22 protein-coding genes and 1 pseudogene are annotated in these 17811 nt (G+C 70.1%); 9 read left to right on the top strand and 14 right to left on the bottom strand.

The window, feature by feature from the left end:
- Positions 1–130, top strand: a pseudogene (locus tag B7X32_RS08715) (transcription termination/antitermination protein NusG); the annotation flags it as partial.
- Between the two features lie 207 nt (positions 131–337).
- Here the strand turns inward: B7X32_RS08715 and B7X32_RS08710 are convergent.
- A complete protein-coding gene (locus B7X32_RS08710) occupies positions 338–952 on the bottom strand; it encodes a TetR/AcrR family transcriptional regulator (protein WP_292718583.1) in 615 nt (204 codons plus the stop codon).
- A 170-nt stretch (positions 953–1122) separates the two neighbouring features.
- On the opposite strand from B7X32_RS08710, the gene B7X32_RS08705 reads away from it, so the two are divergent.
- Genes B7X32_RS08705 through B7X32_RS08690 form a run of 4 tightly spaced genes read left to right on the top strand, consistent with a single transcriptional unit; the run spans position 1123 to position 5713 of the window.
- Complete coding sequence (locus tag B7X32_RS08705; protein ID WP_292718581.1) at positions 1123–1908, top strand: SDR family oxidoreductase; 786 nt, start codon at positions 1123–1125, stop codon at positions 1906–1908.
- 7 nt (positions 1909–1915) lie between these two features.
- The gene (locus B7X32_RS08700) at positions 1916–3034 is read left to right on the top strand and encodes a DUF5938 domain-containing protein (RefSeq protein ID WP_292718579.1); all 1119 of its coding nucleotides are present in this window, start codon (positions 1916–1918) and stop codon (positions 3032–3034) included.
- Between the two features lie 52 nt (positions 3035–3086).
- Positions 3087–4544, top strand: a complete 1458-nt coding sequence (locus B7X32_RS08695; RefSeq protein ID WP_292718577.1) for an AMP-binding protein — start codon at positions 3087–3089, stop codon at positions 4542–4544.
- On the top strand, positions 4541–5713 hold the full coding sequence (locus B7X32_RS08690; RefSeq protein WP_292718575.1) for a lipid-transfer protein: 1173 nt from the start codon (positions 4541–4543) through the stop codon (positions 5711–5713). Before B7X32_RS08695 ends, B7X32_RS08690 begins: the two co-directional genes overlap by 4 nt.
- Here B7X32_RS08690 and B7X32_RS08685 read toward each other — a convergent pair.
- From B7X32_RS08685 to B7X32_RS08670, 4 genes are all read right to left on the bottom strand, one after another.
- Positions 5699–6427, bottom strand: coding sequence for a hypothetical protein (locus B7X32_RS08685; RefSeq protein WP_292718574.1), 729 nt, complete (start codon positions 6425–6427; stop codon positions 5699–5701). The genes B7X32_RS08690 and B7X32_RS08685 overlap by 15 nt on opposite strands.
- A gap of 116 nt (positions 6428–6543) precedes the next feature.
- A complete protein-coding gene (locus B7X32_RS08680; RefSeq protein ID WP_292718572.1) occupies positions 6544–7692 on the bottom strand; it encodes a hypothetical protein in 1149 nt (382 codons plus the stop codon).
- Positions 7692–7982 carry a hypothetical protein gene (locus B7X32_RS08675; RefSeq protein WP_292718570.1) on the bottom strand — a complete coding sequence of 97 codons (291 nt, stop codon included), beginning with the start codon at positions 7980–7982 and terminating at the stop codon, positions 7692–7694. Before B7X32_RS08675 ends, B7X32_RS08680 begins: the two co-directional genes overlap by 1 nt.
- Positions 7979–8323, bottom strand: a complete 345-nt coding sequence (locus B7X32_RS08670; protein ID WP_292718569.1) for an SAV_915 family protein — start codon at positions 8321–8323, stop codon at positions 7979–7981. Before B7X32_RS08670 ends, B7X32_RS08675 begins: the two co-directional genes overlap by 4 nt.
- Positions 8324–8636: 313 nt before the next feature.
- Here B7X32_RS08670 and rplK point away from each other — a divergent pair, with 313 nt between their 5' ends.
- Positions 8637–9068: a 50S ribosomal protein L11 gene (rplK, locus tag B7X32_RS08665; protein WP_045272000.1), complete on the top strand. Its 432-nt coding sequence runs from the start codon at positions 8637–8639 to the stop codon at positions 9066–9068.
- An 11-nt stretch (positions 9069–9079) separates the two neighbouring features.
- Positions 9080–9769: a 50S ribosomal protein L1 gene (rplA, locus tag B7X32_RS08660; protein ID WP_292718567.1), complete on the top strand. Its 690-nt coding sequence runs from the start codon at positions 9080–9082 to the stop codon at positions 9767–9769.
- A gap of 109 nt (positions 9770–9878) precedes the next feature.
- Here the strand turns inward: rplA and B7X32_RS08655 are convergent, their stop codons facing one another.
- Positions 9879–10352: a DUF1772 domain-containing protein gene (locus tag B7X32_RS08655; protein ID WP_292718565.1), complete on the bottom strand. Its 474-nt coding sequence runs from the start codon at positions 10350–10352 to the stop codon at positions 9879–9881.
- Between the two features lie 53 nt (positions 10353–10405).
- Here B7X32_RS08655 and B7X32_RS08650 point away from each other — a divergent pair, with 53 nt between their 5' ends.
- Positions 10406–10972 carry a TetR/AcrR family transcriptional regulator gene (locus tag B7X32_RS08650; RefSeq protein WP_292718563.1) on the top strand — a complete coding sequence of 189 codons (567 nt, stop codon included), beginning with the start codon at positions 10406–10408 and terminating at the stop codon, positions 10970–10972.
- An 18-nt stretch (positions 10973–10990) separates the two neighbouring features.
- Here the strand turns inward: B7X32_RS08650 and B7X32_RS08645 are convergent, their stop codons facing one another.
- From B7X32_RS08645 to idi, 7 genes are read right to left on the bottom strand one after another with little or no spacing between them, the layout of a single operon-like run.
- Positions 10991–11884 carry a prenyltransferase gene (locus B7X32_RS08645; protein WP_292718561.1) on the bottom strand — a complete coding sequence of 298 codons (894 nt, stop codon included), beginning with the start codon at positions 11882–11884 and terminating at the stop codon, positions 10991–10993.
- On the bottom strand, positions 11881–12264 hold the full coding sequence (locus B7X32_RS08640) for a lycopene cyclase domain-containing protein (RefSeq protein WP_292718559.1): 384 nt from the start codon (positions 12262–12264) through the stop codon (positions 11881–11883). The genes B7X32_RS08645 and B7X32_RS08640 overlap by 4 nt, the downstream gene beginning before the upstream one ends.
- A complete protein-coding gene (locus B7X32_RS08635) occupies positions 12261–12590 on the bottom strand; it encodes a lycopene cyclase domain-containing protein (protein ID WP_292718557.1) in 330 nt (109 codons plus the stop codon). Before B7X32_RS08635 ends, B7X32_RS08640 begins: the two co-directional genes overlap by 4 nt.
- A complete protein-coding gene (gene crtI, locus B7X32_RS08630; protein ID WP_292718555.1) occupies positions 12590–14137 on the bottom strand; it encodes a phytoene desaturase family protein in 1548 nt (515 codons plus the stop codon). The genes B7X32_RS08635 and crtI overlap by 1 nt, the downstream gene beginning before the upstream one ends.
- Positions 14134–15012, bottom strand: a complete 879-nt coding sequence (locus B7X32_RS08625; RefSeq protein WP_292718553.1) for a phytoene/squalene synthase family protein — start codon at positions 15010–15012, stop codon at positions 14134–14136. The genes crtI and B7X32_RS08625 overlap by 4 nt, the downstream gene beginning before the upstream one ends.
- On the bottom strand, positions 15009–16064 hold the full coding sequence (locus B7X32_RS08620; RefSeq protein ID WP_292718551.1) for a polyprenyl synthetase family protein: 1056 nt from the start codon (positions 16062–16064) through the stop codon (positions 15009–15011). Before B7X32_RS08620 ends, B7X32_RS08625 begins: the two co-directional genes overlap by 4 nt.
- Positions 16061–16624 (bottom strand): isopentenyl-diphosphate Delta-isomerase, encoded by a 564-nt coding sequence (gene idi, locus B7X32_RS08615; protein ID WP_292718550.1) that lies wholly within the window; start codon positions 16622–16624, stop codon positions 16061–16063. Before idi ends, B7X32_RS08620 begins: the two co-directional genes overlap by 4 nt.
- 64 nt (positions 16625–16688) lie before the next feature.
- On the opposite strand from idi, the gene B7X32_RS08610 reads away from it, so the two are divergent.
- Positions 16689–17276: a MarR family transcriptional regulator gene (locus tag B7X32_RS08610; RefSeq protein ID WP_292718549.1), complete on the top strand. Its 588-nt coding sequence runs from the start codon at positions 16689–16691 to the stop codon at positions 17274–17276.
- Here B7X32_RS08610 and B7X32_RS08605 read toward each other — a convergent pair.
- The coding region (locus B7X32_RS08605) for a LysE family transporter (RefSeq protein WP_292718547.1) at positions 17245–17811 on the bottom strand (567 nt) is incomplete at its 5' end. The genes B7X32_RS08610 and B7X32_RS08605 overlap by 32 nt on opposite strands.

Genomic DNA, 17811 nt, shown 5'->3' with positions numbered 1-17811 from the left:
GTTCGCGGGTCTTCCCGGTTCGATCTCCGAGATCAAGCCGGAGAGCGGCAAGCTCACCGTGCTCGTCTCGCTGTTCGAGCGCGAGACCCCGGTCGAGCTGTCGTTCGACCAGGTCACCAAGATGATCTGACGCTTCCCCGGAAGCGCACTGCAGAACGGCCGTCCCCCTGGGGGCGGCCGTTCTCGCGTTCGTTGGGGGCTGGTCTCGTGTACGGATGCCGGATCCCGGCACGGATGCAGGACGGATCCGCCGGAACGGTCGTGCGTCCGTACCCGGATCCTGCATCCGTACACGAGCAGGCCCGCGGCGCAGGGGGGAGCAGGCGGGCGCGTGTGCTCAGATCGCGGCGGCGAGCAGGCGGGGGCTGCTCTCGCGGATGCGGTCGAGCGCTGTGAGGTCACCGCGGAGGTAGGCGATGAGGCAGTTCAGGAACAGCCCGTCGAAGAGCGCGTACGCCTCGAGCGGATCGACGGCGGGGGCCGTGCCGCTCAGCTCGCCGTACCGGACGACCACGTTCCAGACCATCTCGCGCAGCAGGTCGTCGATCGCGACGATGGTCTCGCGGAAGCCCTCGTCGAAGAGCGCCTGGTTGCGCAGATCGTACCAGAGCCGGTGCATGTCGGACTCGTCCCGCAGCGTCGCGGCCATCTCGTCGCCGAAGCGGCGTGCCAGCTCCTGCGCGGTCTCGGAGGTCTCGACGATCGGATCGTAGCGCCGGGCGCACTCCGACTTGTACTGCCAGATCGCCTGGCGGATGAGGTCGTCCTTGTCCTCGAAGTAGTAGTGCAGCGCACCGTGCGAGAGGTCGGAATGGGCGGCGACGTCGCGCATCCCGGTGCGCGCGTAGCCGCGCTCGGCGATGGCGGAGAGCGCGGAGTCGGCGAGCTCGCGACGCCGTGCCGCGAACTTGTCGGTGCTCGCGCGCTCGGCGCGGACGGCCACATCGCCCATGATCGCCTCCTCCGGTCTGCCGTGATTCTACGCGCGTCGTCGTCCCGCCAGGTCGGATCGGGGCGGTCGGCAACGCGTGTCTTGACAAGTGTCAAGAATTTCCTTGCCAACTGTCAAGTTCTCTGTTCTGCTGTACGCATCACTTTCACCGGCGAAAGGAACGGACACCGATGTCCATGGATCTGGCAGGAAAGCGCGTCGTCGTCACCGGCGGGGCGAAGGGGCTGGGGCTGCGCGAGGCGCAGCGGATCGTCGACGGAGGCGGGGCGGTCGTCCTCGCGGATGTCGACGAGGAGGCGGGGCGCGCGGCCGCCGAAGCGCTCGGCGCAGGCTTCGTCCGACTCGACGTCACAGACGACGCGTCGTGGCAGGCGGGCATGGCGGCCGCGGTCGCGCATCTCGACGGGCTCGACGGGCTCGTCAACAACGCCGGGATCGAGATCTCGGATCTGCTCGTCGACCTCGACCCCGACAACATGAGGCGGGTTCTGGAGGTCAACGTGCTCGGGACCGCCCTCGGCGTCAAGCACGCCTTCCGGGCGATGCGGCCGGAAGGCGCGGCGGGCACGGGCGGCGCGATCGTGAACATCGCCTCGGTCGCCGCGACGATCGCCTTCCCCGGCATCGCCGCGTATTCGGCCTCGAAGTCGGCGGTCGAGCGGCTCACCAAGGTCGCCGCCGCCGAGTCGGGACGACTCGGCTACGGCGTGCGCGTCAACACCGTGTGCCCCGGCCTGGTGCCGAACGCGATGGGGGCGCAGCTCGCGGGCGACATGGAGCGCCTCGGCCTCTTCCCCACGGCGGGCGACGCCGTGACCGCGGTCGTCGGGCTCACCCCCTCCGGGCGGCTCGCGACCGAGGACGACATCGCCGACGGCGTCGCGTTCCTGCTCTCCGAGCGGTCCGCGTTCGTCAACGGCGCGACGCTGTCCATCGACGGCGCGATGGGGATGTGAGGCGATCATGGCAACCGACAAGCCCGTCGTCGTCTACGGCGTCAGCGGATACACCGGCCGGCTCATCTGCGAGTACCTGCGCGAACTCGGCGTGCCCTTCGTCGCCGCGGGCCGCGACGGCGACCGGGTGCGCGAGGTCGTCGAGCGGATCCCCGGCATCGAGACCGCCGACTACGAGATCATCGCGGTCGACAACGACGCGGACGCGATGGCGAGCGCCTTCGAGGGCGCGCAGGTGATCTGCAACACCGCAGGACCGTTCATCAAGTTCGGCCCCGCTGTCGTGGAGGCGGCGCTCCGCATCGGCGCGCACTACCTCGACACCACGGGGGAGCAGGACTGGGTGATGGCGGCGCGGGACCGATGGGGCGAGGGCTTCGCCGGCAAGGGGCGGCTGCTCGCGCCCGGCGTGGCGCACATGTACACGACGAGCGAGATCGCGGCGAACGTCGCGCTCGAGCCCGGCGGATACGACACGCTCGACATCCTCGTGCTGTGGAAAGGGTTCCCGACGTTCGCCTCGACGCAGACGATCTTCACGATCCTCAAGGCGGACTGGTTCTACCTGGAGCAGAACCGGCTCGTGGAATGGGATCACACCTCGGCGTTCCAGGTGCCGGTTCCCGGCTACCACGAGCTGGCGACCGCGGTGCCGTGGGGCGGGATGTCGCACCCGATCTGGTTCCAGCACGACCCCCGCGTGAGCAACGTCCGGGCGATCGGCGGCGTCTTCGCCCCCGAGGTCATGGCGAACGTCGCGCTCACGGTGCAGATGTTCGAGGAGCAGATCCGTCCGCTCGACCCCGAGGCCCAGGAGGCCGCGCTCGCCGAGGTGGCCGCATCGGTGCAGGCCGGGATGCCGCCCCGGGAGAACCCGAGGATCAACCGGTCGCTCGACTCGGTGCACGCCTCGGGACCGCTCGGGCGCTCGCAGGTGGTGATCCACGGCAACAGCAACTACAAGCAGACAGGGCTCCTGCAGGCCTTCGCGGCCTACTCGCTGATCCAGCAGGCCCCTCACCGCGTGGGATTCGCCTCGGCGTGCCAGGCCTTCGGACATCGCGCGCTGCTCGGGCAGCTGCGCGCCTTCGGCCTCGTCTCCGAGCCCGTCGTCACGCGCGTCTGACACCCCTCGACCGGGCGGCGCCGGCACGCCGGCGCCGCCCGAAAGGAGCCCCATGCACTTCAGCGATCTGCCCCATGGCCGGGCGCTCGTGGATCCGCTCGGTCCTGCCCTCGCCGACGACGACGGCGCGCTCGACAACGCCGCGCTGCTGGCCCGCACCGAGAGCGCGGCGGCCGTCCTCGCCGCCCACGGCGTCCGCGACGGCGATGTCGTCGCGGTGCTGCTGCCGAATCGGGTCGACCTCATCATCGCCCTCTTCGCGGCCTGGCAGCTGGGAGCAGCGGTCACGCCGATCAACCCCGTCCTGGGCGACGCCGAGGCGCGCTATCAGCTCACGGACGCCGGCGCACGCGTCGTCGTGACCGACACGGGGCGCGATCTCGGCGTGCCCGCTCTGACCCCGGCCGCACTCGCGGAAGGGGAGGCGACCGGTCTGCCCGAACGGCATCCGCGCCCGGACTCCGATCTCGCGCTGCTGATCTACACGAGCGGCACGACGGGAAGCCCGAAGGGCGTCATGCTGACCCACGCCAACCTGGACGCGATGACGGCATCGTTCGCGGAGTGGTTCGAGCTGGGGCCGGAGGATCACAGCCTCCTCGTGCTGCCGCTGTTCCACGCCAACGGCATCGTGCTCGGCACGCTCACGCCGCTGCGCGCCGGCGGCCGCGTCACGATCACGGGGCGCTTCTCGCGCGATCGGTTCTTCGACGACGTCGAGCGCGTGCGCCCCACCTACTTCTCCGCCGTACCGGCGATCTACGCCCTGCTCTCCACGCTCCCGGACGGCGTCCGTCCCGACACCTCGTCCCTGCGGTTCGGGGTGTGCGGCGCCGCGCCGATGCCGGTCGAGGCCATCGAACGGTTCGAGGACAGGTTCGGGATCACGATCGTGGAGGGATACGGCCTCAGCGAGACGACCACCGCCTCGACCATCAACCCGTTGCGCGGTCTGCGCAAGCCGGGGACCGTCGGCCTGCCGCTCCCGGGGCAGCGGGTCGAGGTCGTGGACGCGGACGGCCGTGCCGTGCCCGTGGGGGAGCGCGGCGAGGTGGTGATCTCCGGACCCGTCGTCATGGCCGGCTATCTGGGCCGGCCCGAGGAGACGGCACGGACGATCGTGGACGGGCGTCTGCGCACCGGCGACATCGGCTGCTTCGACGAGGACGGCTATCTGCGGATCGTGGACCGGATCAAGGACATGATCATCCGCGGCGGCGAGAACGTGTATCCGAAGGAGATCGAGAACGCGCTCTACGCGCATCTCGATGTGCACGAGGCGGCCGTGGTGGGGCGTCGCGACGACGTGCTCGGCGAGGTTCCGGTCGCGTTCGTGTCGCTCGTGCCCGGATCCACCGCGAGCGCGCCGGAACTCTCGGCGCATGCCGCGCGGCTGCTCGCCCGCTTCAAACAGCCGGAGGTCATCGAGATCGTCGCCGAGATCCCGAAGAACCCGGTGGGCAAGATCGACAAGCCGGCGCTGCGGCGCATGCTCGAGGAGCGGGTATGAGCGTCGTCGTGGCGGGGGTCGGGATGATCCCGTTCGCGACGCCGCGCGCCGGCGGGACGTACGACGACATGGGCGCCGAAGCCGCCCGGCGCGCGCTCGCCGACGCCGGGGTCGGCATCGCCGACGTCGCGCAGGCCTATGCGGGGTACGTGTACGCCGACTCGGCGGCGGGCCAGACCGCGCTCTACGGGCTTGGTCCCACGGGCATCCCCGTCGTGAACGTGAACAACTGGTGCGCGAGCGGATCCACCGCTCTCTGGCTGGGCCGCCAGGCGATCCTGTCCGGGGCGGCGGACTGCGTGCTCGTGCTCGGGTTCGAGCAGATGGCGCGCGGCGCGATCGCCCCGACCTACGCCGACCGTCCCGACGCGCTCTGGCGGTTCACGGAGATGCTCGGCGACCAGGAGCCCGAGGCCCCCGTCGCCGCCCGCTTCTTCGGCGCCGCGGGGCAGGCCTATCTCGATCGCTACGACGCCGACGCGACGCTGTTCGCCGAGGTCGCCGTCAAGGCGCGCCGGCACGCGCGCGCCAACCCGGCAGCCGTCTTCCGGGATCCGGTCACGGTCGAGGAGGTGCTGGCCTCGCCGCACGTGTTCGGGCCGCTGACCCGGCTGCAGTGCTGCCCGCCGACCTGCGGGGCGGCAGCCGCCGTGCTGTGCACCGAGGACTTCGCACGCGCTCGGGGGCTCGATGCGTCCATCCGTATCAGGGCGCAGGCCATGACGAGCGATCGCCCCGACTCGTTCGAGGGCGACGCGATGGCGCTCGTGGGCGCGGGCATCGCGCGCCGAGCCGCCGACGCCGTCTACGAGGAGGCCGGCGTCTCACCCGAGGACATCCCGGTCGCGGAGCTGCACGACTGCTTCACCGCGAACGAGGTCATCTCCTACGAAGCGCTGCGGCTCACACCGGAGGGCACGGCCGCGCGGTTCATCCGCGACGGGCAGAACACCTACGGCGGCCGGGTGGTGACGAATCCGTCCGGCGGACTGCTCTCGAAGGGGCACCCGCTCGGCGCGACAGGGCTCGCGCAGTGCACCGAGCTCGTGCACCAGCTGCGCGGCCGGGCGGGGGAGCGGCAGGTCGAGGGCGCGACCCTCGCACTGCAGCACAACCTGGGCCTGGGCAGCGCCTGCGTCGTGACCCTCTACGAGTCAATTCGTCGCTGATGCGCCGGACGTCGGTCCCGGACTTCGGCGCGAGGAGCTGACGGGCGCGACCACGCGGGCCAGCGCCGCGTCGGGGTCGTGGAGGAGTTCGCGTTCTTCGGGGTGGTCGAGGAAGTGCTGCACGACTTCGCCGACGATGGCGGGGTCGGATCCGAGGGCCGAGGCGACGAGGTCGTGTTCGATGCCGCTGGTCGTATGGATGCGGACGCATCGCCCACCCTGGTCGTTGGTTGCGAGAGAGACGGCACCGATGTTGTTCCACTCGAATCTCATCGGGGTCCGGCCTTCCGTCCACGTCAGGCCACCTGGTGCGAGCGTGAGCCCTCGCGGCAGTCGGACACGGCTGATGAGGTATCCGAGAAACGCGATTCCCAGCGGGATGAGCGCGACAGGGGAGAACCGTCCAACGGCCCCGTATGACGGTGGATTCGGGAGGAACAAGGGGACCGTGCCGGTAATGCCGGCGACAGTGATGAGTAACGCGCTGAGGGCAGCGATCACTGGGATGGTTGAGGTGGGAATAAAGCGGAAGGGGGGCCGTCGACTGTACCTGATGCGGTCAAAGCCCTGTCTCCGCACGGCGCTGATCGTGAACGGTATGAGCATGAGGATCGCAAGGGACGCGAGCAACATCATCGTGCGGAACCACGGCGTCGCGCGATCATCGAGTGCGACGAATGATGCCAGAACTGCAACGAGGACCGTGGGCGCCATCAGCAAGAGGGCCTTGGCGGGCTTTGTTCTTGCTGATGTGTACGCGGTCGGGCGCGTGAGCCGAGCATCCAAGATCCGCACGCGCCTGCGCACTGTTGCCACGGGTCCATAGCCTTTCAATTGAACGCATAGCCGAAATCGCCGGCATCGATCGCTTCGCGGACATCGAGCGGAACCGAATTCTCCCATGCGGATCGGGCCGCATTCCCCGCGACCACGGCGACGGTGCCGATGATCGCTGCCGCGGCCAGCGGGGGAACAGACACACCCAGGAGAGCGCCAGCCCCCCAAGCGGTGCCTTCGCCCAGAAGTCCGCCGGCGATTCCACCGGCCAGGCCTGCCCCGGCCGACGTCGGAGATCCGCCGCCGATGACCTCGAATGAGGCGGAGACGACGTCGATCGCTGTCCCCGCGAGCGGGATGATCCGGGTTCCGACGCGGATCTTGCTGGCCTCGGCGTTCAGGGCCTCGCGTGCGGCGAGGAGTTCCGGTCTGGTCACGCGGGCGGCAGCCTTGCTCAGCTTGGGGTCGCCGGAGCGCAGCCGATGGAAGTAGCTGTCGTAGTCGACCTGAGCGGCCTTGGCGTGCGTCTCGTAGTTCTTGAGACTGGCTTCCCATGTCTTGCCGCTGAATGCGAAAAGCGTTCCTCGGACGAGATCATTGCCGATGCCCAGGGTTTGTGCGGTGCTCTTGAGCAGATCGAACTCGCCCAGGCGTGCGAGCAGCGGCGTCATGTGTTCGTCGATCCAGTTCTCGAGATCGCCCCACCACACGCCGACATCGTCAGCGATGCGGTTGTAGGCCTTCAGGGCCTTCTCATACGCGCCGACGATCGGCGGGGCGATACAGGATCCATCTGCGGCGTATTCGATCGGGGCCGGCGTTCCGAGGTTGCCGATGTACTGCTTCGGAGCCACGGGGGCCTGGATAACCGACGCGGTGACGATCAGTCCCGCGGCCGTCGCATCGTCGGCGTGGTCGGCGAACGAGTGCCGGCCGCGGATGATCCGCTGGGCGTATGCGCGGAATGCCGCGGCGGCGTCTCGGGCGTAGTCGTCCACGGGATCGATCGCCTTCGCGGTCGCATCGATGGTCTGACGGAACGCCGTGCCCGTCCTGCCCGACCAGCACTCGTCAGAATCGCGGGAGACCTTGCGGAGCTCCTGGTCGAGTGCGTCGGCGTCGGCCCCGAGTGCGCGGTCGAGGAAGTCGGCGAGGCCATGGATCGCGTCCGGATCTCCCGGAATGTGCAGATCGATGCCCATCAGAGGTTCTCCTCGGCGAAATTGTCGAGCGAAGCGATGATCTCCTCTTCCGTCTTGGAATGGTCATCGATCGCGACGAGGGCGATGTCGCGGACGCCGCGTGCGAGATTCGAGGCCGACTGCGCCGCCTCGATGGCTGCGCGCACGATGAGCGCGATCTTGCCGCTCGCCGCACCGCCGTCGGCCGTGGAACGGAACCCGGACAGCGCCGTGTCGAGCTGATCCGTCTGTCGCGTGACCTTCTTCAACAGCGCATGCATCGAGTCGGGGTCGATGCTGACGACCGTCACAGCAACCGGCCCTCGTGTGTGAGATGGTCGGCGAACGTCGGATCGAACAGCACGAGGTCGAAGGGCTGCTCGGTCTTCAGGTACCCGAGCGCGTCGGTCTGCACGACGATCCACGGTTGCTCGAGGCCGCAGCCGTCGGCCAGGCGATCGAGCGCGGTGAACGCGATCAGCGCCTGTCGGCCGTCCGGGATCCGTCGCATCTCCGCGTACCTTCCCGTGCCCGCGCCCTCGCGGACCGGAAGGTACAGGAAGGGCGGAATGATCACGCCCGTGCCGGACGCCCGGGAGCGCAACCCGGCGATGGTGCGCAGTGATGCGCTGGTTTTCCCCCCGAAAGACATGGCAGGGATGCTAGCGGGCAACGCGGACGGTCCTGTTCACGAGGAGATGTTTTGGTTCAGTCCTCTTCGGCCATCATGTGGGCCGTGAACGCATCGAACATGCGGTCGACCCACTGCAGCCTGTCGATCGAGTAGTCCAGGTCAATCCCGTCGACCGTGCGGGGCACTGATCGCGGTGCGCGGACTCGCCCGGGATCCGGTAGACTTCTATGGTTTGTGCGCCGCTTCGGCGTGCGCGCGAACGCCACCGCGCTCCGGAGATGCCGGATCCGCGGGAGAGGGATGCTCGCATCCGCTCGAGAAAGGAACAACTATGGCACCGAAGAAGAAGGTGACCGGCCTGATCAAGCTTCAGATCAACGCCGGTGCAGCCAACCCGGCGCCGCCGATCGGCCCCGCGCTCGGTCAGCATGGCGTCAACATCATGGAGTTCTGCAAGGCGTACAACGCCGCGACCGAGTCGCAGCGCGGCAACGTCATCCCCGTGGAGATCACCGTCTACGAGGACCGCAGCTTCACGTTCATCCTGAAGACCCCGCCGGCCGCCGAGCTGATCAAGAAGGCTGCGGGCGTGCAGAAGGGCTCCGCCACTCCGCACACCGTCAAGGTCGCGAAGATCAGCGCCGAGCAGGTCCGTCAGATCGCCGAGCAGAAGCAGGCTGACCTGAACGCGAACGACATCGACGCCGCGTCCAAGATCATCGCCGGAACCGCCCGTTCCATGGGCATCACGGTCGAGGGCTGAGGGAGATAACAATGGCTACCAAGTCCAAGGCTTACAACGCCGCCGTCGCGAAGATCGAGGCGGACCGTTTCTACACCCCGACCGAGGCTGTCGCCCTCGCGAAGGAGACCGGCTCCGCGAAGTTCGACTCCACCGTCGAGGTCGCGCTGAAGCTCTCGGTCGACCCCCGCAAGGCCGACCAGATGGTGCGCGGCACCGTCATCCTCCCGCACGGCACCGGCAAGACCGCCCGCGTCATCGTGTTCGCGACGGGTCCGGCCGCTGAGGCCGCGATCGCCGCGGGTGCGGACGAGGTCGGCGGCGCCGAGCTCATCGAGAAGGTCGCCGGCGGCTGGACCGCGTTCGACGCGGCCGTCTCCACCCCGGAGCTCATGGGCCAGGTCGGTCGTCTCGGAAAGGTGCTGGGCCCGCGTGGTCTGATGCCGAACCCGAAGACCGGCACCGTCACCCCGAACCCGGCCAAGGCCGTCGAGGAGATCAAGGGCGGAAAGATCGAGTTCCGCGTCGACAAGCACGCCAACGTGCACTTCGTCGTGGGCAAGGCCTCGTTCTCGGCCGAGCAGCTCGACGAGAACATGAAGACCGCGCTCGAGGAGATCGTCCGCCTCAAGCCGTCCAGCTCCAAGGGCCGCTACATCCAGAAGGGTGCGGTGTCGACGACGTTCGGCCCCGGCATCCCGCTGGACGTCAACGCCATCTGAGTTCGACGCTCTTCAGAAGACCCTCGCCCTTCGGGGCGGGGGTCTTCTGCGTGTCCGGGACTCGATGCCGGGGGCGAGCCGGGATGGCGGACGAGGATCCAGGCGGTGCTCAGCGCACCACCAGGGCGACGCACAGCAGTACCAGCGCGAGTCCCTGCAGAGTGGCGCGCAGGGCGATGATCGACTCCCAGCGGTCCTGCAGCGCCCGGGCGTCGGCCGGCACGGTGCCTCCCAGCGCGGCGGCGGTGAGGGCGGTGTTGATCGGCTTCGCGACGCGGGCGAACAGCAGCAGCCAGACGAGCAGCGCCGCGAGCGCGACGGCGGCGAGGGCGCTCGCGGCAGTGCTGCCGGCGAGTGCTGATAGGGCGACGGTCGCCGCGGTGAGGACGACGCCGGCGACGCCGACGAACGGCAGTCGACGGTCGCCGTAGTAGTGCCCGCGCCCGACGACCTGCACGAGGGTCGGCTCATCGACCTCGGCGTACACGGCGCGCAGCACGACGGCGGCGAGCACATCCGTGCCGAAGATGACGGCGATGGCGGCGATGGCGCCGATGGCGGTGATGACGATCGCAAGGGACATGGCTTCTCCTTAGAGTTAGCGGTGCTAACAGTTAGCGATGCTAACATCGTGTCATGACCCCGTCAACGTCCCCGCGCACGGATCCCGCCGAGCGATCCCGCTCGATCGTCCACGCCTCGCGACGCGTCGCAGAGGCGGAGGGATGGCCGGCCGTGACCGTCCGGCGTCTGGCCGCCGAGATCGGCTTCAGTCAGCCGATCCTGTACCGCTCCTTCCCGGGAGGGCGGGACGAGATCGTCGAGCAGGTCATGATCGCCGGTTTCGCCGAGATGGCCGTGGAGCTCGCGGCTCCGATCGGCGAAGGCGACCGGCTCGCGCACGTGGTGCGTGCGTACCTCGCGTTCGCCCGCACGCATCCCGCGCTCTACGAGGCGATGTTCGAGGCGCGCACGAGCATCGTGTTCGCGACCGCGGAGACTCCGGCGCCGCTGCGCGAGGCGTTCGGGTCCTTCCTCGGCGCCGTGTCGGCGGAGGCGGGGGACGAGCGGGCGGCCGTGGTACGGGCGGAGCTGCTCTGGAGCACGCTTCACGGCGTGGCCCGACTGGCGGCCTCGGAGCGCCTCGACCCCGCCCTGGAGCAGGCGCGTCTCGCGGCGATCCTCGCGCTGTTCCGGTCCTGAGGGGCCGTGCGGAGGGGCTCAGAGGGCGGGGCCGCCCAGAAGCGCCCACCAGATCAGGAGCATCGTGGCGAGGAACCCGCACACGTAGTTCCACAGGAGGAACCGCCGCCATCCCCGATTCGTCCGACCCGAGTCTTCGTCCGGCACGGCGCGGAACGGCCAGACGGAGGCGATGTAAGGCACGGCGAGGAGTGCGCCGAGTGGCCCCGGCCAGGTGGTGAACAGCATGAGCGCACCCGCGAGCGTCCACATCGTCAGCGCGAAGCGAACGGTCCGCTTCGCGCCCAGCACCGTCGCGATAGAAGAGATGCCGGCCTCGCGATCCGGGATGACATCCTGCACCGCGCCGAACGCATGGCTCGCGATTCCCCACGCGAAGAAGGCGAGCAACAGCAACACGAGGGCCGGCGTCGGCGTGGCGCCGGCGAGGACGAGCCCGTACACCGCAGGCGAGACGAAGTGGAGGCTCGACGTGAGGGAGTCGAGGAACGGCACCTCCTTGAACCTCAGCCCCGGGACCGAGTAGGCGACGACGGCGAACATGCTGAGCGCGAGCACGAGCCACGATGGCGGATTCCCCAGCGCGACGAGCACGACGAGGAATGGCACGGGGAGCAGCAGGGACCACATCATCACCGCGCGGTGCCTGGCGGGGGAGAGCACGGCCCCCTCGGCTCCGCCCTTGCGGGGGTTCGCGAGATCGGATGCGTAGTCGAAGACGTCGTTGATCCCGTACATCGTGAGGTTGTACGGAACGAGGAAGAACAGCGTGCCGATCGCGAGCGCCGCGTCCACGCGCCCTGTCGTCAGGACGTACGCGGCCGCGAAGCCGAAAGCGGTGTTGATCCAGCTCAGCGGCCGCGAGGCCAGCAGCAGATCGCGGGGCAGGGAGCCTGCGGTCGTCGTGCTCATCTGCGGTGCCTCTCGGACGCGCGGGCCGCGAGCGCCGACGCAGCCCGGTCGCCCCGCCCCGCCCGGTCGCGCCGCCCCGCCGGCGCAGAGCGGCGGAGGTTCCACGCGGCCGAGCCGAGCAGGGCCGCCGCGATCGGGTAGGCCAGGTCCTCGATCGGGGCAAGGCCGATCCTCACCCCGCTGATCCGGTCCGGAGCGTAGGTGAAAAGGCCCGCGGCGATCATGAGCGAGTCGAAGACGGCCGTCAGCAGGACGAGCCCGAAGATCGCGAACACCAGCGCAGAGCCATGACCCGGAGGTCTCCTCCGCCAGGTGAGGGCCTGGAGGAGGACGCACGGGGCGAGGAAGACCGCGTCGACGATCAGGTACGTGCCATTCATCGGGGCCGTTCCTCGCGCGATCCCAGGATCCGCCGTGCTCCGGTGTAGAGCACCATCGTCACCTGCACGAGGAAGAGCAGGAACACCGGCTCCTCGATCGGCAGGTGCGGGGCCAGCAGGATGCCGGTCGAGAGCGGGTTGGCCTCACGGGCGAAGATACCCGTCGATATCCCTGCAAGGTCCCAGAGCAGCAGAGCGACGACCCCCGCGGCGAGCACGAGCAGCGCGCGCTTCGGCTCAGCCCAGAGGAACAGCCGCCACCGCGCGTCGACGAGGCCCACGCCGAGCATCGAGACGAGGAGGAGCACGAGATAGAGCAAGCCCATCACGCCTCCACGGGCACAGGCAGCGGTCCGCTGGTGCGATCGCCGCGGAAGGCCTTCAGCACGAGCTCGGCGCTGATGAGGCACATGGGCAGGCCGATGCCGGGAAGCGTGGTCGCTCCGGCGTAGAAGAGCCCGCGCGTCGTGCGGGAGCGCGTGCGACCCCGAAGGAAGGCGCTCTGGCGCAGCGTGTGCGCGGGGCCGAGTGCGGAGCCCCGGAAGGAGTGCAGATCACGGGCGAAATCGGCGGGGCCCACGGTGCGCCGCACCACGATGCGTGCGGCGAGGTCGGGAGCCCCGGCGTGCGCCGCGAGCTCGGCGATGGCGCGGTCGACGATGCGCTCGACCGCGGCGGCGCCGTGCCCGCCGATTCCGCCCGACCCGATCGCAGGGTCCGCCGGCACGGGGACGAGCAGGAACAGGTTCTCGTGACCTTCGGGCGCGACGCCGCCGTCGGTGGCGCTGGGCATGCACGCGTAGAAGGATGCCGGCTCGGGCACTCGGGGCGCGGATCCGAAGATCGCGTCGAAGTTGGCGTCCCAGTCCTCGGTGAACACGAGGTTGTGGTGGACGAGCCCTCGCAGACGTCCGCGGACGCCGAGCATCGCGAGCACGGCGCCCGTGCCGGGATTCAGTCGGCGCCAGTGCGTTCGGGAGCGCTCGCGCGCCGCCGGGGGCAGTAGGACGGTGTCGGTGTGGTGCATGTCGACCGTGCTCACGACGCGGTCGAAGGCCTCCTCGTGCGCGACGCCCTCCCGCGAGACCACGATGCCGTGCACCGCGCCGCCTTCGATGAGGATCCGGTGCACGCGCGACCCCGTGTGCAGCTCGGCACCGGCGGCGCGCGCCCGCCGGGCGAAGGCGTCGATGACCGTGGTGAAGCCGCCCAGGGGATACAGCACGCCGTCCTCGAGATCGAACGTGCTCATGAGATGGAACAGCGCGGGAGCGATCGCAGGTGCTCCGCCGAGGAAGACCGCAGGGTACTGCAGGATCTGCCGCAGCCGTCGGTCGGAGAACGAGGTCTCGACCATGCTCTGCAGCGAAGTGCCGAGCAGCGCAGCCAGACGCGGGAGCTCGCCGAGATCTCGGCCGGGCGCGAAGGCGCGCGGGTGCGAGAAGTCGGTGTAGAGGAAGCGATCGTTCGCGATGCGCGCGGTCCGCGCCGCGGAGTCGAGGTGCCGGGCGAGTGCGGCGCCCGCACCGGGCTCGACCGATTCGAACAGCGCGAGAGCGCGCTCGCGCGCGGAATGCACGTCGAGGGGGTCTCCGTCGTCGGAGAAGACCCGGTAGGCAGGATCGAGGCGGACGAGGTCGAGCTCGGCGGCGGCGCTCGTGCCGAGGAGTCGGAAGCAGTGATCGAACACCTCGGGCATCAGGTACCACGACGGCCCCGTATCGAAGCGGAATCCCTCGCTCTCCCAGCTCCCCGCCCGTCCACCGAGCCGTTCCGACTGCTCGAACAGGGACACCTCGTGCCCGTCCGCGGCGAGCAGGGCGGCCGTGGCCAGTCCGGAGATACCGCCTCCGAGCACGGCGACGCGGCTCATCGGGCGTCCTCGCTGCGGAGGACCGCCCGCACCAGCAGTGTGGCCTTGCGCCACGCCGGCACGCGGATCCGCTGCGAGACGAGCGCGCGTGCCGGCGTGCGACGCAGTCGCGCCGAGAGGTCCGCGTAGAGCAGGTGTGCCGCCGCCACGGCGCGGCGCGACGAGCCGGGCAGCTCGCCGATCACGGAGTCCGCGATCGCGAGCTCGGCGTCGATCCCGTCCAGGATGCGGTCGCGCTCCGCGTCCGTGAAACGGTGCGGATCGATGCCGGGGAAGTATCGCCGCCCGAGGCCCTCGGCGTCCTCGCCGAGGTCGCGGAGGAAGTTCACGCGCTGGAACGCGGATCCGAGCGCGACCGCGCCGCGATCCCAGCGCTCGTCCCGCACGGGCTCGGGCTCCATCCCGCGGCGGAAGGCGGCGAGGCACATGAGCCCGACGACCTCCGCGGATCCATGGACGTACTCGTCGAGCTCGTCCTCGTCGGTGAACACGAGAGGGGCGAGGTCGCGGCGCATCGAGGCGAAGAACGGCCGGGTCAGCTCCGGGCCGATCCCCGTCGCCCGCCCGGTGGCCGCGAACGCGTGCACGACGAGGTTGGCGCTGTAGCCCGACCGAAGCGCGGCCTCGACCTCCTGTTCGAGACCGTCCAGCACTTCGCGGCACTGGGAGGAAGAGAGCCCGGCGCCCGCGGCGCAGCCGTCGACGATCTCGTCGGCCACCCGGACGAGCGCGTAGATCGCAGCGAGATCTGTGCGCACAGCGGGTGCGCACAGCCGGCTGGAGAGCCGGAAGGAGGTCGAGTAACTCTCCAGGACCTGGGCGGATCCGCGGGCGGCCGTGCGGCCGTAGAGCGCGAGCCCCGTATCGGCGGTCATCGGTGGCGTTCCGTCGCGCCGGCGATGACGTGTTCCAGATCCGCGATCAGCGCCGCGGGAAGGTTCGCGAGCAGCATCGACGCCCGTGCCTCGGCGACGAGGCCGGAGATCACGGCCTCGGTCCGGGCGAGCCCGCCGGCGCGCTCGATCGCCGCGCGGAGCACGGCGGCGCCGTCCTCGTCGAGCGCGGCGTCGCCGAAGAGGTCTGCCACGGCCTCCCACTCCGGGTGGGTCCGCGCGTTCGCGATGAGCAGCGTGACCTTGCCCTCGCGCAGGTCGGACAGGACGGACTTGCCGGTCTGCTGCGGATCCCCGAAGACGCCGAGCACGTCGTCCCGCGCCTGGAAGGCGATGCCGATGGTCGAGCCGATGAATCCGAGCGCCTCGACGGCGGACGGTGCGGCGCCGCCGAGGAGAGCCCCGATCCGCAGGGGCGCGCTGAACGAGTAGCGCGCCGTCTTGAACTCCATCGTGCGCAGGATCGCCTCCTCGTCGGCCTCGCCGCGGACACCGAGCAGGACGTCAGCGTGCTCGCCGACCACGGCCGCGTCGATCGCATCGCCGAGGATGCGGCGGATTACGCCACGGTGCGCCGCAGGTTCGTCGAGGGCCGCGATGAGCCGATGCGCGGCCGAGAGGAGAAGGTCCCCCGCGAGGATCGCGCAGCTCTCGCCATAGCGGAGCGCCGTGGCCTCATCGGCACCCGCCGCGCGCGCCGCGTCACGACGGAGGGCGACCAGATTGGGCCCGCCGCGGCGGACGAGGTCGCGGTCGATGACGTCGTCGTGCAGCAGGAACGCCAGATGGAGGAGCTCGAGCGCCGCCGCCGCCTGCACGACGGTCCCGGAGACCTCGTCCGCGAAGGCGCGGTGCGCGGTCAGCAGAAGCCGGGGGCGCAGGAGCTTGCCGCCTTCGGCGCCGCGATGCACGTGGTCCCACACGGCGTCGAACCCCTCGACCCCTCCGATCCGGTCGGACACCTCTTGGAAGCAGTCGTCGATGACGGCCTCGACGTCGGCCAGCAGATCCGGCGAGAGAGTGCGAACGTTCATGAGGCCACCTCCTCGAGCCGCGCGCCTCCGCCCAGGAACGGCAGCAGCTGCGCCTGAAGCACGAGCCAGGGGCTGAACGCCCAGGGTGTGCGGCGCACCGCCTCCGCGACGTCATCCGGATCCACCCAGAGGTGCTCGACCACCTCGTCAGGGTGCGGCCGGGGCTGGTGCGTGGTCGTGGCGACGTACACCGGGCAGATCTCGTTCTCGACGATGCCCGCGGCGTCGGTCGCGCGGTATCGGAAGAACGGCAGGATCGGTTCGACGTTCTCGAGCGGGAGTCCGAGTTCGTGCTCCGCCCGCCGACGGACCGCGGCGACGAGCCTCTCTCCGGGCGTCGGGTGCCCGCAGAAGGAGTTGGTCCACACCCCCGGCCACGCGGTCTTGGTGAGGGCGCGGCGGGTCACCAGCAGGCGGCCTTCCTGATCGAAGACATGGCAGGAGAAGGCGAGGTGGAGCCGGGTGTCGGCGCCGTGCACGCTGCTTTTCGGAGCGGTTCCGATCTCCGAGCCATCGGCGTCCAGGAGCACGACCATGTCGGCGTCAGGGGTCACGATCATCCTTTTGCTAACTAAGAAAATAACTAACCTGGTTAGCCATAACCATATGGCATAGAGTCCTCCCGTGGAAGTCCCCGAATCCGAGCGCCGCATCGATCGGGCGATGATCGACCCGCGTCTCATCGATCCCGCCGTGGAACTCGTCCGACGCGCGCATCTGCCGGATGGCGACGTCGACGAGATCGTCGAGCTCATGGCGGCCCTGCACGCCTGGCACGCCGCTGCGGAGCGCATGAGCGCCGCGTCCCGGCGGTACATGAACCTGAACCAGAACGACATGCGGGCGGTGCGCTTCATGATCGCCGCGGAGAACGCCGGCGAGGTCGCCACCGCGCGCGCGCTCGCGGATCACCTCGGGATCAGCAGCGCGGCGACGACGAAGATGCTCGATCGGCTCGAGCGCGGCGGGCACATCATCCGGCGACCGCACCCCGCGGACCGGCGCGCGATCGCGCTGCAGGTCACCCCGTCCACGCGCCGGGCGGCGCGCGAGGGAGTGGGCCGTCTGCACGCGCGGAGGTTCGACGTCGCCGCGCGGATGTCGAGCGATGAGCGGCGCACCGTCATCCGTTTCCTGGAGGAGCTCGCGGCCACAGAGGACGGCGGGGAGGCGGGCGGACTCAGCCGAAGAAGACCGGCAGCACCAGGCTGATCCCCATCACGACCAGCAGTGCGGCGATCGCGGTGTCGAGGATCCGCCAGGCGCGAGGCGTGCGCAGCCAGCGGCCGAGGTGGCGCGCGCCGAAACCGAGGGCGAAGAACCAGGTGACGCTCGCGAGGATCGCGCCGGCGGCGAACAGCCAGCGGCCGTCGCCGTGGGTCGCCGCGACCCCTCCGATGAGCAGCACGGTGTCGAGATACACGTTCGGGTTCAGCCAGGTGAAGGCGAGCGTCGCCAGGATCACGGGCGCCAGCGGGGCGGTGCGAGTCAGGGTCGCGGTGCCGGCAGGGGCGTCAGGACCGCTCGAGGTGCGCGCGGCGTCCTCGCGGTCCACGGCGCTCGGATCGGCGAGCAGCGCCTCGCCGCCCGACTTCCACGCCCGGCGGGCCGCCAGCACGCCGTAGACGACGAGCGAGATCGCGCCCGCCCAGCGCGCCACCACGATGAGCCAGGGCAGGGTCTTCACGAGATAGCCGAGCCCCGCGGTCCCCGCGAGCACCAGCGCGGCATCCGAGGCGGCGCAGAT

Origin of the sequence: Microbacterium sp. 13-71-7, assembly GCF_002257455.1 — a bacterium.
In the GTDB taxonomy this organism is placed as follows: Bacteria; Actinomycetota; Actinomycetes; order Actinomycetales; family Microbacteriaceae; genus Microbacterium.
Note: the sequence above shows the minus strand (reverse complement) of the source record. Positions and strands in the feature narration are given on the sequence as shown.

Excerpts from the sequence above, each read along its gene's own strand:
- B7X32_RS08710 (WP_292718583.1), bottom strand. The coding sequence starts at position 952 with ATGGGCGATGTGGCCGTCCGCGCCGAGCGCGCGAGCACCGACAAGTTC.
- B7X32_RS08705 (WP_292718581.1), top strand. The coding sequence starts at position 1,123 with ATGTCCATGGATCTGGCAGGAAAGCGCGTCGTCGTCACCGGCGGGGCG.
- B7X32_RS08700 (WP_292718579.1), top strand. The coding sequence starts at position 1,916 with ATGGCAACCGACAAGCCCGTCGTCGTCTACGGCGTCAGCGGATACACC.
- B7X32_RS08695 (WP_292718577.1), top strand. The coding sequence starts at position 3,087 with ATGCACTTCAGCGATCTGCCCCATGGCCGGGCGCTCGTGGATCCGCTC.
- B7X32_RS08690 (WP_292718575.1), top strand. The coding sequence starts at position 4,541 with ATGAGCGTCGTCGTGGCGGGGGTCGGGATGATCCCGTTCGCGACGCCG.
- B7X32_RS08685 (WP_292718574.1), bottom strand. The coding sequence starts at position 6,427 with ATGGCGCCCACGGTCCTCGTTGCAGTTCTGGCATCATTCGTCGCACTC.
- B7X32_RS08680 (WP_292718572.1), bottom strand. The coding sequence starts at position 7,692 with ATGGGCATCGATCTGCACATTCCGGGAGATCCGGACGCGATCCATGGC.
- B7X32_RS08670 (WP_292718569.1), bottom strand. The coding sequence starts at position 8,323 with ATGTCTTTCGGGGGGAAAACCAGCGCATCACTGCGCACCATCGCCGGG.
- rplK (WP_045272000.1), top strand. The coding sequence starts at position 8,637 with ATGGCACCGAAGAAGAAGGTGACCGGCCTGATCAAGCTTCAGATCAAC.
- rplA (WP_292718567.1), top strand. The coding sequence starts at position 9,080 with ATGGCTACCAAGTCCAAGGCTTACAACGCCGCCGTCGCGAAGATCGAG.
- B7X32_RS08655 (WP_292718565.1), bottom strand. The coding sequence starts at position 10,352 with ATGTCCCTTGCGATCGTCATCACCGCCATCGGCGCCATCGCCGCCATC.
- B7X32_RS08650 (WP_292718563.1), top strand. The coding sequence starts at position 10,406 with ATGACCCCGTCAACGTCCCCGCGCACGGATCCCGCCGAGCGATCCCGC.
- B7X32_RS08645 (WP_292718561.1), bottom strand. The coding sequence starts at position 11,884 with ATGAGCACGACGACCGCAGGCTCCCTGCCCCGCGATCTGCTGCTGGCC.
- B7X32_RS08640 (WP_292718559.1), bottom strand. The coding sequence starts at position 12,264 with ATGAATGGCACGTACCTGATCGTCGACGCGGTCTTCCTCGCCCCGTGC.
- B7X32_RS08635 (WP_292718557.1), bottom strand. The coding sequence starts at position 12,590 with ATGGGCTTGCTCTATCTCGTGCTCCTCCTCGTCTCGATGCTCGGCGTG.
- crtI (WP_292718555.1), bottom strand. The coding sequence starts at position 14,137 with ATGAGCCGCGTCGCCGTGCTCGGAGGCGGTATCTCCGGACTGGCCACG.
- B7X32_RS08625 (WP_292718553.1), bottom strand. The coding sequence starts at position 15,012 with ATGACCGCCGATACGGGGCTCGCGCTCTACGGCCGCACGGCCGCCCGC.
- B7X32_RS08620 (WP_292718551.1), bottom strand. The coding sequence starts at position 16,064 with ATGAACGTTCGCACTCTCTCGCCGGATCTGCTGGCCGACGTCGAGGCC.
- idi (WP_292718550.1), bottom strand. The coding sequence starts at position 16,624 with ATGATCGTGACCCCTGACGCCGACATGGTCGTGCTCCTGGACGCCGAT.